This is a genomic window from Allobosea sp. GW821-FHT10B12, from assembly GCF_059415545.1.
Genome location: NZ_JBWKNL010000014.1, coordinates 1 through 12,861, shown reverse-complemented (window position 1 = coordinate 12,861; position 12,861 = coordinate 1). Strand labels below are relative to the sequence as shown.

At 66.8% G+C, this 12,861-nt stretch carries 13 protein-coding genes and 1 pseudogene; 2 read left to right on the top strand and 12 right to left on the bottom strand.

The window, feature by feature from the left end:
• Positions 1–82 precede the first annotated feature (82 nt).
• Complete coding sequence (locus AC07O0_RS28290; protein WP_494627873.1) at positions 83–1,123, bottom strand: zinc-dependent alcohol dehydrogenase; 1,041 nt, start codon at positions 1,121–1,123, stop codon at positions 83–85.
• A 160-nt stretch (positions 1,124–1,283) separates the two neighbouring features.
• Between AC07O0_RS28290 and AC07O0_RS28285 the strand changes: the two genes are divergently transcribed.
• Positions 1,284–2,225: a sugar-binding transcriptional regulator gene (locus tag AC07O0_RS28285; protein WP_494627871.1), complete on the top strand. Its 942-nt coding sequence runs from the start codon at positions 1,284–1,286 to the stop codon at positions 2,223–2,225.
• A gap of 6 nt (positions 2,226–2,231) precedes the next feature.
• Here the strand turns inward: AC07O0_RS28285 and AC07O0_RS28280 are convergent, their stop codons facing one another.
• The 9 genes from AC07O0_RS28280 to AC07O0_RS28240 all read right to left on the bottom strand — a co-directional run bounded on the left by AC07O0_RS28280 (position 2,232) and on the right by AC07O0_RS28240 (position 12,236).
• The gene (locus AC07O0_RS28280) at positions 2,232–3,023 is read right to left on the bottom strand and encodes an inositol monophosphatase family protein (protein ID WP_494627869.1); all 792 of its coding nucleotides are present in this window, start codon (positions 3,021–3,023) and stop codon (positions 2,232–2,234) included.
• The gene (locus AC07O0_RS28275) at positions 3,016–3,855 is read right to left on the bottom strand and encodes a phosphodiesterase (protein ID WP_494627867.1); all 840 of its coding nucleotides are present in this window, start codon (positions 3,853–3,855) and stop codon (positions 3,016–3,018) included. Before AC07O0_RS28275 ends, AC07O0_RS28280 begins: the two co-directional genes overlap by 8 nt.
• Positions 3,856–3,937: 82 nt before the next feature.
• Positions 3,938–5,209, bottom strand: coding sequence for an ABC transporter substrate-binding protein (locus tag AC07O0_RS28270; protein ID WP_494627865.1), 1,272 nt, complete (start codon positions 5,207–5,209; stop codon positions 3,938–3,940).
• A 58-nt stretch (positions 5,210–5,267) separates the two neighbouring features.
• Positions 5,268–6,032, bottom strand: coding sequence for a carbohydrate ABC transporter permease (locus AC07O0_RS28265; protein ID WP_494628049.1), 765 nt, complete (start codon positions 6,030–6,032; stop codon positions 5,268–5,270).
• Positions 6,033–6,142: 110 nt separating this feature from the next.
• The gene (locus AC07O0_RS28260) at positions 6,143–7,066 is read right to left on the bottom strand and encodes a carbohydrate ABC transporter permease (protein WP_494627863.1); all 924 of its coding nucleotides are present in this window, start codon (positions 7,064–7,066) and stop codon (positions 6,143–6,145) included.
• Between the two features lie 2 nt (positions 7,067–7,068).
• Positions 7,069–8,256, bottom strand: a complete 1,188-nt coding sequence (locus AC07O0_RS28255; protein WP_494627861.1) for an ABC transporter ATP-binding protein — start codon at positions 8,254–8,256, stop codon at positions 7,069–7,071.
• A gap of 73 nt (positions 8,257–8,329) precedes the next feature.
• Positions 8,330–9,151, bottom strand: a complete 822-nt coding sequence (locus AC07O0_RS28250) for a metallophosphoesterase family protein (RefSeq protein WP_494627859.1) — start codon at positions 9,149–9,151, stop codon at positions 8,330–8,332.
• Positions 9,152–9,332: 181 nt separating this feature from the next.
• The gene (locus tag AC07O0_RS28245) at positions 9,333–9,824 is read right to left on the bottom strand and encodes a DUF411 domain-containing protein (RefSeq protein WP_494627857.1); all 492 of its coding nucleotides are present in this window, start codon (positions 9,822–9,824) and stop codon (positions 9,333–9,335) included.
• 36 nt (positions 9,825–9,860) lie between these two features.
• A complete protein-coding gene (locus AC07O0_RS28240; protein ID WP_494627855.1) occupies positions 9,861–12,236 on the bottom strand; it encodes a heavy metal translocating P-type ATPase in 2,376 nt (791 codons plus the stop codon).
• On the opposite strand from AC07O0_RS28240, the gene AC07O0_RS28235 reads away from it, so the two are divergent.
• Positions 12,183–12,371: a hypothetical protein gene (locus AC07O0_RS28235; protein WP_494628059.1), complete on the top strand. Its 189-nt coding sequence runs from the start codon at positions 12,183–12,185 to the stop codon at positions 12,369–12,371. The genes AC07O0_RS28240 and AC07O0_RS28235 overlap by 54 nt on opposite strands.
• Here AC07O0_RS28235 and AC07O0_RS28230 read toward each other — a convergent pair.
• Both AC07O0_RS28230 and AC07O0_RS28225 read right to left on the bottom strand, forming a co-directional pair.
• Positions 12,368–12,634: a heavy-metal-associated domain-containing protein gene (locus AC07O0_RS28230; RefSeq protein ID WP_494627853.1), complete on the bottom strand. Its 267-nt coding sequence runs from the start codon at positions 12,632–12,634 to the stop codon at positions 12,368–12,370. The genes AC07O0_RS28235 and AC07O0_RS28230 overlap by 4 nt on opposite strands.
• 119 nt (positions 12,635–12,753) lie before the next feature.
• Positions 12,754–12,861, bottom strand: a pseudogene (locus AC07O0_RS28225) (amino acid ABC transporter ATP-binding protein); the annotation flags it as partial.

The window sequence follows — 12,861 nt, the reverse complement described above, 5'->3', positions numbered from 1 at the left end:
ATTGATCAGATGCTCCGATAAAGAGCATCTGCTCCAATCTCTGTCAAACGACTGCCGGCTGGCCCGACTGCGGCGAGCGCGCTCAGCGCCCTCGCATCTCGGTCCCGCCAGGATAGATCAGGCTCTTCACCATGCCGGCTTCGTTCGCGGCGTGGCGGCGGAAAGCGTCAGGCCCCTCGGCCAACGCGAAGCGGTGGCTGACGACAGCCTCGACATCGACCCTGCCGAGCGCAACCAGCTCGATGGCGCGCGGATAGACATGGCCCATGCGCCGGGAGAACTTGATCGTCAGCCCGCGCCGGCGCGCCTCCGCCGCCGGCACCACATAGCTGTCGCCATCGGGGATACCGACCAGCACAACCCGCCCGCCGATCCGCGCAGCACGCACCGCATCGCGAAACCCTTCCGGCGCATTGGTCGCCTCGATCACGAGCGGGAGCCCCTCGCCTTCAGTCCACGCGGCGATGTCGGCTGCGCTCTCACCGACCTTGCTGGCGCCGAGCTTCAGCGCGAGCGCCCGCCGATGCGGCTGCGGATCGCAGGCGAGGATCTCGCCGACACCGGCCGTCCGCAGCACCTGCAGGATCAAAAGGCCGATCGGCCCGCAGCCGAGCAGCGCGACGCGCTCGAGCAGGCGTGGCTTCGCCAGATCGACGGCGTGGATGGCGACGCCGAGCGGCTCCAGCATGACCGCATCGCTCGGCGTGAAATCCTGCGGCACGGGAACGATCTGCGATTTCGGTACCCAGATCCGGTCCGTCATCGCGCCGTCATTGGGCGGCGCGCCGATGAAGATGACTTCGGGGCAGAGATTGGGATGCCCGGCGCGGCAATGCTCGCAATGACCACAGGCCTGGTTGGGATCGACAGCGACCAGCGCACCGCGCGCCAGGCCGAGCTCGGGCAAATCCTCGGTCAGCCAGCCGCTGAACTCATGTCCCGGCACGAAAGGCGCCGCGATCACCGCCGAACCGATGCCGCCATCCTTGTAATAGTGCAGGTCGCTGCCGCAGAGCCCGACTGCGGCGACGTCGATCAGCGTTTCGCCGGGCGCTCCCTCGCGCAGATTGAAGGGCGCGACACGCGCATCGCCGGCGGCATGCAGGAACACGGCATGGGACATCTCGGGGTGGCACTCCGGCTCGACTGATCGCCTTTGCAACAGATGTATTTTCGTATTTACATTGGTTTTGGTCAAGGCGAAAACGCCATGCAGACAGCCCCCGGTTGTAGGGGACGGCCGGCGCGATATAACCCTCGGCAGCCCGACAGAAGGACCAGCGATGCCGGAAGACGCCCAGACCCAGGTGAGAGCCGCCTGGCTGTACTACATGGAAGGGCTGACCCAGGCGGAGATCGCCGACCGGCTGAAGATGACGCGGCTCCGGGTCAACCGGCTCCTGGTCGAGGCGCGCGGCAGCGGTCTCGTCAACATCACCATCAATTCGCGCCTGGAAAGCTGTGTCCGGCTGGAGCGCGCGCTGGTCGACGCATTCGGCCTGCAGGAGGCCGTGGTGGTGCCGACGCCGGATGACCCGGCGCAGGTGCCGGCCCAGATCGGCCGCGCGGCCGGCGAGTTCGTCTCGCAGATCGTCGAAGAGCGCCAGTCGGGCGTCTTCGGCGTCGGCTGGGGCAGCACGCTGCGCGAGACGATCCGGCATGTCAGGCCGGGGCAGTTCCGCGAGCTCGACGTCACCTCGATGATGGGCGGATTGACCTATGGCATCGAGCTCAACACCTTCGAGATCGCCAGCCAGTTCGCCCGGCTCTGGCAGGCGCAGTGCCATTATCTCGCCGCGCCGATCTATGCCGGCACGCCACAATCGCGCGACACCATCCTGGCGCAGGACGTGTTCGAGGCGGCTTTCGCCCGCATCCGGGCCACCGACGTCTCGATCCTCAGCGCCGGCGACATGAGCGAGCGCTCGCTGCTGGTGCGCTATGGCTTGCCGCGCGATCTCGATATTGCCGAATTGACGGCGCAGGGCGCGGTCGGTGACCTGCTCGGCCAGTTCATCGACAAGGACGGCAAGCCGCTCGACCATCCGATCAACCGCCGCGCCATCGCATTGCCGCTGGAGGCGCTGACCCGCCTTCCGACAGCGATCCTGGCCTCGGGCGGCAGCAACAAGGCTGCCGTCATCGCCGCCGCCTTGAAGGGCAAGCTCGCCTCGGTGCTGATCACCGACGAGCAGGCCGCGGCAGCCGTGCTCGCCTTGCGCTGAGGGTCCTCAAGCCGCGCGGATCGCCTCGAGCAATTCCCCGTGGATCAGGCCGTTGCTGACGACCTTCTCCAGATCCTCGTCGCGCGAATCCACCCCCGCGACGGTTGTCACTCTGCCGCCGGCCGCGCGCACCAATGGCATCGCCGCCGCATGCGAGACGATGTCGGCCTTGAGCCCGATGAAGGCGTCGAGCCGCCCGGCCGCGACCAGCGACATCTCCAGCCCGCCCGAGACCAGCACCCTCACGCCGCGACACAAGCCGGACAGCCGGCTGATGACGGCGTTGGTCCGCTCCAGATCCTCCAGCGCATAATGCGAGGTCAGGCAGATCGAGACCACGGCATCGGCGAGGCTCGCTGTCGCCGAGACGCCAGCAGGGCAGCCATTGACCGTCGCGATACCGCCTTCGGCATACTGCGCGACGAGGCCGGCGAGCGGCGCATGCGTCAGGCCGAGCAGCGTGCGGCCCTCCTCCTGATAGGCCATCGTCACAGAGAACCAGGGCAGGCCGCCGGCATAGTTCACCGTGCCGTCGAGCGGATCGATGATCCATCGCGGCGCCGCCTCCGAGCCGGAGAAACCAGCCTCCTCCGAGAGGATCGCTGCCTCGGGGGTCAGCTGGCGCAAACCGTCGATGACCAACCGCTCCGAGGCGAGATCTGCGGCCGTCACCACATCGCGGAAATCCTTGCGAGCGACAGAGAGATCGCCGTCCTGCATGCGAACCAGCAGATCGGCCGCTTGTCGCGCGATCGCGGCGGACTGGTCGAGCAAAGCGAGAAGACGCTGCTCAGCCATGAGCGACCTGCGGTTTGCCGGGATAGGCGGGGTCGAGCACGAAGGGCCGGCGCGGGCCGTAATCGCCGATCGGCTGGAGATGGCTGACGATGCCGGTCTCCGGGCGCCAAGCATGCACGGCAAAAGCCGGTGGCTCCATGATGAACCAGTTCTCCGTGCCGGGCCGCAGGTCGAGCGCGACCTGATGCGCCGTGCCGGGCGCGACATAGCCGATCGTGCCGGCAAAGCGCCGCTGGATCGGCCGGTGATAATGGCCGCAGAGCACGCGCTCGATCTCGGGATGAGCGGCAATCAGCCCGGCAAAGCTCTCGGAGACGCGGCAGGGGATCACGTCCATGCCGTCGACGCCGACCGCGAAAGGCGGGTGATGCATGAAGATCAGCGTCGGGCGCCCCTGCCCTTCGCGCAGACGCTCCGCCAGCCAGGCCTCGCGCTCGGCGCAGATCGCGCCGCCATCCTCGCCGGCAATCACCGTGTCGAGGCCGATCAATCGGACTGGGAAATCCTCGATCGTGTAGTGCAGGAAGCCAGCCTTCGGCAGATAGGCGTAGTCAGCGCCAAGCGCCTCGGCGAAGGTCTCGCGCCGGTCGTGATTGCCGGGCAGGACATAGACCGGCATCGGCAAGCGCCGCAGCGCGGCGCTCACGATTGCGTACTCCTCGGCGAGGCCGCAATCAGCGAGATCGCCGGTGACCAGCACGCAGTCCGGCGCCGGATCGAGCGCCAGCACGGCGTCGACCGCCTTCGCGATCGCGGCGTTGGTGTCGACGATGCCATAGGCCGGGCGGCCATGTGGCCTGGCGTGGAAATCGCTGAGCTGAGCGATGATCATCGTGCTTCTATCCAATGGCTACAAAACAACGAGCCGCCCGGCGCGGACGCCGGGCGGCGGTATCAATGTCAGCGCAAAGCGCTCACTTCATCAGTGCTTCGGTCTCGGAGACCATCCGCTCGAGGCCGGCCTTGGGCTGGATCTCGCCGCGCATCACGCCGGCGATGACCTCGCGCTGCTGGCGCCAGATGCGGACCGAGTTGCCGCCCGGATAGCCCTGCCAGGGCGAAGCGCGGTTCACCTGGCCGTTGATGGTGCGGAAATTGGCATTGTCCTTGTAGAACGGGCCGAGGAAGGCGTCCTCGCCGGCGCGCAGATTGGTCGGCATGTAGCCGGAGGTCTCGACGACGATCTTCTGCGCCTCGGGACCGGTCACGAACTTCACGAACTCCCAGGCAGCCTTCTGCTTGGCCGGGTCCTTGGCGGTGATGATCGCCGCATTGCCGCCGGTCGGCAGCGTGCCTTTGGCCTTGTCGTCGACCGGGAAGAGCGCGGTCTTCATGGTGAAGCGCTCGCCGACGAGGTCGGTGACCTGGCGCAGGCGGGCCGGCGTGTCGAAGAAGATGCCGATCTTGCCGGCGATGAACTGCTGGCGCGACTGATCCCAGTCGATCAGCGGCATGCCGTCTTCGGTGACGAGGCTGCGCAGCGTCTCCAGCGCCTTCAGGCCGACATCGCCGCCGAAGGCGACCTTCTTGCCGCTGGCGTCGAGCAGGGTATGGCCGCCCTGCTGGACGATGCCGCGCCAGAGCCAGTCATCCGGCCAGTCATGAATGTTGTAGGCGAGGCCGGCGACATCGGCGGTCCGGATCTTCTTGGCGAGCGCGATCGTGTCGGCCCAGTTGTCAGGCATCTTGTCGGGATCGCCGCCGGCCTTCTTCACCAGCTCGGCGTTGAAATACATCAGCGGCGTCGAGGCGTTGAAGGCGAGGCCCGCCTGCTTGCCATTGGCCTGGCCGAGCGAGAGCAGCGCGTCCGAGTAGTTGGCCTTGCGCCAGGCTTCCGGCTCGGCCTTGAGCAGTTCGCCGAGATCGACCACCTGCTTGCGCTTGTCGAGCGTCTCGACCAGCTCGGTCAGCAGATGGAAGCCGGAATAATAGACGTCCGGCAGCTGGTTGGTGACCGAGGAGCGCAGCATCGCCTGATGCCCCTCGTCATAGCTCGCCGCCGGGGCCCGGAAATTGATCTTGATGTTCGGGTTCTTCTTCATGAACTCCGCGGCGATGGGCTCGTGGAACTTGGCGAAGGCCGGGAAGGCGTAGAGCACGTCGAGCGTGACCTCCTGGGCGCGCGCCGCCGTGGAAGCGGCCAGCGCGAATACCGCGGCGGCCAGGGTTCTACCGAAAGCTTTCATCGGTGATCTCCTTGAGAGAACAGGGTTTTGTCAGGCTTAGGCGTTTCGCGAGGTCGGCTTATTTGACGCCGGTCATTGTGATGCCGTCGATGAATCTGCGCCGCGCGATCAGGAAGGCGAGGACAAGCGGCGCGGTCAGGATCGTCGCCGCGGCGGTCAGCGCGCCGTAGTTCGAGCCGGTCTCGGCATCGGCGAAGAACATCATCCCGAGCGGCGGCGGCGCGAGCTTGGCGTCGGAGATGACGATCAGCGGCCAGTACAGGTCGTTCCAGTGCGCCACGGTCGAGAACACCGCGAAGGCGGCGATCGCCGGCCAGGCGCTCGGGGTGACGATGCGCCAGACGATCTCGAACTCGCTCATCCCGTCGAGCCGGGCAGCGTTGATGATGTCGTCGGGGAAGCTGCGGAAGAACTGGCGGAACAGGAAGATGGCGAAGACCGAGAGGAAGAACGGCACCATCATCGCAAAATAGGTGTTGAGCAGGCCGAGCTGGGCGAGGCCGATATAGAGCGGCATCGCCGGCACCTGCACCGGGATGCACAGCCCGAGCAGCACCAGCACGAAGAGCAGGTTGCGGCCGGGAAAATCGAGCTTCGCCAGCGCATAGGCGCAAGGGATCGCGACCAAGAGCTGCACCACGAGGATGCCGACGCAGAGGATGACGCCGTTGAGCGCGAAGCGCAGCAGCGGCGCCTTTTCCATGGCGAAGCGATAGTTCTCGACGCCGTAGAACTGCTTCGGCCAGAGCGCGATCTCGGCGCTGAAGATCTCCGCCGGCGGCTTGATCGAGGTGACCAGCATCCAGATGAAGGGCGCCAGCATGAACAGCGCACCGGCGATCAGGACGCCATGGATCAGGACGAGCGAGAGGAAGCGGCGCGCGGCCGAATGCGCGGGAGAGACAGTCGCGACGGAGGGTGCGGAGGCCGACATCAGTAGTGCACCTTCTTGTCGAGGGCGAAGGTCTGCACGGCCGAGAAGACGAGGATGAAGGCGAGGAAGATGAAGGTCAGCGCCGCGGCATAGCCGGTGTGGAAATACTGAAAGCCTTCGAGATAGATGTTGTAGAGCAGCACCTCGGTCGAGCCGACCGGCCCGCCGCGCGTCATCACCGCCACCGTGTCGAAGATCTTGAAGGCGGTGATCATCGTCGTGATCACCACGAACATCGTCGTCGGCCCGAGCAGCGGCCAGGTGATGGTCAGGAAGCGGTCGATCCCGCCCGAGCAACCGTCGATGTCGGCGGCTTCGTAGAGATCGCGCGGGATCGCGGTCAGCCCGGCCAGGAACAGGATCATGTTGAAGCCGAGGATCTGCCAGATGCCGATCACGGCGAGCGTCGCCAGCGCCGTCGAGGGCTCGCTGAGGAAGGCGATGGGCGCAAAGCCGAGCCATTTCAGCAGGCCGTTGATCGGCCCGAGCGAGGGATGCAGCAGGAACTGCCAGACCGTCGCCATCGCGATCAGCGTCGAGGTCACCGGAAGGAAATAGATGACCTCGTAGAGCGAGCGCGAGCGCGTCCGCCGATGGATCAGGATGGCGATCAGCAGCGCCCCGAAGACGCCGCCGGGCACCATGATCGCGACATAGATCAGCGTGTTCAGCAGCGAGCGGCGGATGATCGGGTCGGCCAGCGCCTTCTGGAAATTGGCGAGCCCGACGAAGTCGAGGTCGACGCCGCCGAACTCGTAATTGGTCAGGCTGAGCACGACGAGCACGGCGAGCGGCGCCAGGATCGTCAGCAGCAGCAGGATCAGCGCCGGCATGGCGAAGCCAAGGCCGGTGACGCGCTCGATCCAGAGCCGGCGGCGCCGGCTGGCAACGAGTTGCACGGGCATGTCGAGCGCGAGCGTCATGCTCAGGCCCTCAGCGGCACGATGGAGGCGGTCGCAATGCCCGCACCGCGCGGCTCGATGCGCTCGCCATCGGCGGCGAAGAGATGGCAGACGGCCTCGTCGAAGCCGAGCGTGACCTCGGCGGCCTCGCTGACGCCGACGGCCTGGGCCGGGCTGGTGCGCATCGTCACACCCGGCAGGTCGCGGCCAGCGAGATCGAAATGCAGGATGTATTCGGAGCCGAGATTCTCCTTGCGCCGCAACCGGGCCGAGAACCAGGCGCGTCCCGCTCCAGCCATCTCGCCCTGCACGAGCGACAACGCTTCCGAGCGCACGCCGAGCGTCACCGCCTGCCCCTGGACCTGCTGCACAGCCAGCGACATCGGGCGGTCGAAGAGCTCGAGTCGCCCGCCCGCGCCGACGCTGGCCGGCAGCAGGTTGATCGCCGGGCTGCCGATGAACTGCGCGACCTTGAGCGAGGCCGGTTTCTCATAGAGCTGGGAGGGCGTGCCGAGCTGCAGGATCGTGCCGGAATCCATCATCGCGACGCGATCGGACATTGTCATCGCCTCGACCTGGTCGTGCGTGACATAGATGAAGGTCGCCCCCAATCGCTTGTGCAGCTCGGCGAGCTCGGTGCGCATATGCACGCGCAATTTGGCGTCGAGATTGGAGAGCGGCTCGTCCATCAGGAAGACGTCGGGATGGCGGACCATGGCGCGCCCGAGCGCGACACGCTGGCGCTGGCCACCCGACAATTGAGCCGGCTTGCGATCAAGGAGATGATCGAGCTGGAGCTGCGCAGCGGCTGCCGCGACATCGGTCTCGATGCCGCGCATCACCGCGCGGCGCTGACCGGAGAGCGCCCGCAACAGGGGCAGGCGCTGCCAGAGCTTCAGGCGGGACATGGTCAGCGGCAGCGCGATGTTCTGGCGCACGCTCATATGCGGATAGAGCGCGTAGGACTGGAACACCATCGCCACGCGCCGCTCATGCGGGCGCAGGTGATCGACGGGCTGGCCGCCGATCGCGACGGCGCCGCCATCCTGATGCTCCAGGCCAGCGATGATGCGGATCAGGGTCGACTTGCCGCAGCCGGACGGGCCGACCAGGGTGAGGAATTCGCCATCGGCGATGTCGAGGTCGACGCCACCGAGCACGCGGGTCGGACCAAAGGACTTGGCGATGGAGGACAGGGTGACCGTTGCCACGTCGCTCGCCTTTCTGTGCGGGGCCCTGAGGGCTTCTTGCGTTTGACGTCGTCGGAGAGCGGCCAGCGCCGCCTCAAGCGGCGCGCGGCGGGTAGACCTCGTGGATCACGTCGTCGATCCAGAGCGTCTTGAGCGCGGTGATCTCGTGGATCGCGGCGGTGTAGTCCCTGCCGTTGAAATCATAGGTCACGGCGCCGAGCGTCGTCGTGCCGGCCATGCCGGGCTGCAGCTCGGGACCGACCACGAAGCCGGATGACGGGCCCCAGATGTAGCGCGTGCCGTCGACCTCGAAGTCGTGAGCGCGGTGCAGATGACCACTGGCAACGAAGGCGACCTCATGCTTGCGGACGAGATCGAGCAGATGCGCCCGCGGCTTCGGCGGCACGCTCCAATAGCCCTTGTCACCCTCGTCGGGTGCCTCGATGAACAGCGGCCGATGCAGGAACCAGCCGAGGCGGCGCCCCTCTGCACTGGCGATCTGCTGTTCCAGCCAGCTAAGCTGGCGGGCCTCGTCGGCCTCGTCGCTGCCGAACAGCATCGAGTTGAGGCCGATCAGCCGCCAGCCCTCGACGTCATGGCTCCAGAAATCCGCCCCAAGATGCTCGCGCCAGCGCGCCAGGCGCGGTGCGTTGACCGGCTGATGCGGATGGTAGGCTTCGCCGACGTCATGGTTGCCGGGAATACTCAGCACCGGCACGCCGAGCGCCGTCAGAAGGCCGCTGCAATAACCGAAATCCTCATCGACATCGGCGCCATCGACGGTGACGTCGCCGGTGTGGATGACGAGATCGGGCTTCTGCGTCGTCAGCCAGGCCGTGAGCGGCTGCCAATTGCAGGCGAAATGCTGCTTGGCCGGACTGAGATGAGTGTCCGAGATTTGCACGATCCGGCGCATTTGGTCCCTCCGAGCACGCCTCCCGCGCAGGGGATGCGGGCCGCCTCCGTCCAGTGCGGGGCGGCGGTTTTGCCGTGGACCATACAAATGAATGTTTTATGACACAAATGTATTTTCGGAGTGCGAGACGCCGTTAGCAGAGCCGCCTGACCCGACGGTGACAGGCCAGCTCCGCTGCTGGTCAAATTTGTTGCAGTCCGCGATAGCGCGCGAAGACGTTCTGCCTGCCCGCGGAGAAAACCACCACGTCATAGCTGTCGGACGCCTGCCCCGGCACTTCCATGCCGGGCGAGCCGATGGGCATACCGGCGACAGCGAGGCCCGTCACCTTCGGCCGCTCGGCGAGCAGGCGCTTGATCGCCTCGGCCGGGACATGGCCCTCCAGCACATAACCGCTGATCTCGGCAGTATGGCAGGAGGCCAGCGCGTCGGGGACGCCGAGCTTCAGCTTGAGCGGCGCGACATCCGGAACCTCGACCACCTCGACCGGGAAGCCGGCGGCCTTCACATGCGTGACCCAGTTGCCGCAGCAGCCGCAGTTCGGATCCCGCGTCACGATCATCTTGGGCAGCGGCTCCGCAGCCATCAACGGACTCCATTGTCCGAACGCGGCCGCCGCCTGTGCCGAGCCGATCAGCAGCCCGCGGCGGGATGGAATGAGTTGGTTCGTCATGACGATCTCCTTGTTCTGAATTTGTTGCCGCAGGCCTCAATCGAGCGAGACGCGGCGCAGGCGGAGCGCATTGCCGATCACGCTGACCGATGACAGCGCCATCGCCGCCGCCGCGATGATCGGCGACAAAAGCAGCCCCAACAGCGGATAGAGCACACCCGCCGCCACCGGCACCCCGGCGGCGTTGTAGATGAAGGCGAAGAACAGGTTCTGCCGGATGTTGCGCATCGTCGCCCGGCTGAGCTGGAGCGCTCGCACGATGCCCTGCAGGTCGCCCTTGAGCAGGGTTACGCCAGCGCTCTCGATCGCGACATCAGCGCCCGTTCCCATGGCGATGCCGACATCGGCCGCCGCGAGCGCCGGTGCGTCGTTGACGCCGTCGCCGGCCATAGCGACCACCCTGCCTTGCGCGCGCAGCCTGTTCACCACGGCGCTCTTGTCTTCGGGCAGGACCTCGGCCTCGACCTCGTCGATGCCGAGCTGGCGCGCCACCGCCTGCGCCGTGGTCCGGTTGTCGCCGGTCAGCATCACCACGCGAATGCCGGCGGCCTTGAGCGCCTCGATCGCCGCCGGCGTGGTCGGCTTGACCGGGTCGGCGATCGCCAGCAGCCCGGCGACGCGGTCGTCGACGGCGACGAAGATCACCGTGCCGCCCTCGGCCCTGAGCGCCTCAGCCTCGCTCGCCAGGGCGGCGAGGTCGACACCGGCTTCGGCCATGATCCGATGACTGCCGATCACCAGCCGCCGGCCGTCCACAGTGCCGGTCACGCCCTTGCCGACAGGGCTGTCGAAATGCTGCGCCTCGCTCAAGGTGAGGCCGCGCTCCTTCGCCCCGTCGACGATCGCGGCGGCAAGGGGATGCTCGCTGGCCCGTTCCAATGAGGCTGCGAGCCGCAGCAGTTCGTCCTCGTCGAAGCCGTCGACCGGCTTGAGGGCAGTCAGCTTCGGCTTGCCCTCGGTCAACGTGCCGGTCTTGTCGACGACGATCGTATCGATCTTCTCGAAGCGCTCCAGCGCTTCGGCGTTCTTGATCAGCACGCCGAGATGGGCGCCGCGCCCGACGCCGACCATGATCGACATCGGCGTCGCCAGGCCGAGCGCGCAGGGGCAGGCGATGATCAGCACGGCGACCGCGGCGACGAGCCCGTGGGCGAAGCGCGGCTCCGGCCCCAACGCCATCCAGGCGGCGAAGGCAGCGATGGCGATGACGATCACCAGCGGAACGAACCAGCCGGAGACCTGGTCGGCCAGGCGCTGGATCGGCGCCCGCGAGCGTTGCGCCTCGGCGACCATGCCGACAATGCGGGCGAGCATGGTGTCGCTGCCGACTTTGCCGGCGCGCATGATGAAGCCGCCGGTGCGGTTGAGCGTGCCGCCGATCACCGCCGCGCCAACCTCCTTGGTCACGGGCATCGATTCGCCGGTGACCATCGACTCGTCGATCGAACTGCGCCCTTCGATCAGCTCGCCATCGACCGGCACGGTCTCGCCGAGCCGGACGCGCAGGCGATCGCCGACATGGACGGCGTCGAGACCGATATCCTCGTCGGTGCCGTCGTCCAGCACCCGCCGGGCCGTCTTCGGCACCAGATCGAGCAAGGCGCGGATCGCGCCGCCGGTCTGCTCGCGCGCCCTGAGTTCGAGCACCTGCCCGAGCAGGACCAGCACGGTGATCACTGCGGCCGCCTCGAAATAGACCGCGACCGAACCGTCGCCGGCGCGGAACACCGGCGGGAACAGGCCGGGCACGGCTGTCGCGATCACGCTGTAGAGCCAGGCGACGCCCGTGCCCATCGCGATCAGCGTGAACATGTTCAGGCTGCGATTGACGAGGGAGGCCCAGGCTCGCTGGAAGAACGGCCAGCCGGCCCAGAGCACGACAGGCGTTGCCAGCACCAGCTGAACCCAGTTCGAGGCCTGCTGGCCGATCCACATATGCAGGTCGACGAGATGCCCGCCCATCTCGAGCAGGAAGACCGGCACGGCGAGGGCGAGCCCGCCCCAGAACCGGTGGGTCATGTCGATCAGCTCGGCGCTCGGGCCCTGCTCTGCGCTCGCGATCTCGGGCTCCAGCGCCATGCCGCAGATCGGGCAATTGCCCGGCCCCGGCTGGCGGATTTCAGGATGCATCGGGCAGGTGTAGATCGCGCCCTCGGGGACGGGCTTCGAAACGGATCGCGCAGGATCGTCCGCGACATAGGCCGCTGGATTCGCCACGAACTTGTCGTGGCAGCCGGCGGAGCAGAAGACATAGGCCTGTCCCGCATGGGAGGCCCGATGTTTCGCAGTCGCGGGATCGACCACCATGCCGCAAACGGGGTCTTTCACCACGGGCCTCGACGCATCCGGGTGGCCATGATGCTGCGTATGGCCATGGTGCTGATGACCGGCATGACGATGATTCTCTGTCATGGAATGCGGCCTCGCTATCTCGCCCGCTCATTTGCCAACGCGATAGCGGCCGGCGCGTTCACGCCCGCCGCCTGGAGCATGCTGCGAGAAAGTGGCAACGGCCCGCGCGAGACCTGCTCCGACTACTGGAACTAGCCGACGAGCTCTGCGCCGGGCGTATAGCCGGCAGCGGTCACGGCCGAGCTGATCGCCGCAAAATCGGCGCTGCCGCGCACGCTGACCAGCTTCGAGCCCGGATCCGCCGTCACGAAGGTGCCTGGAAATCGGCCTTCGATCGCCCGCTTGATCGTGCCTGCGCAGTGGCCGCAGGTCATGTCCTCGACGCGAAAGCTGATCGCCCCGCTAGGGGCCTGCGTCGTGGCCGAGGCCGTGGTCGAATGCTGCTGGCAGGAGCACATGGCTGCAATGTCCTTCAAGTGACGATTGCTGCAGCCTGCACCTTCCCACCATGGCAAGGTCAAGCGCCTTTTCGATCGGCTTAGACCTTGCTGAATCTGCTCCTGCGATGCCCCCCGGATCAGTGCAGGATCTGGGAGAGGAAGAGCTTTGTGCGCTCGTGCTGGGGGTTCTTGAAGAACTCGTTGGGCTCGTTCATCTCGACGATCTGGCCGGCGTCCATGAAGAT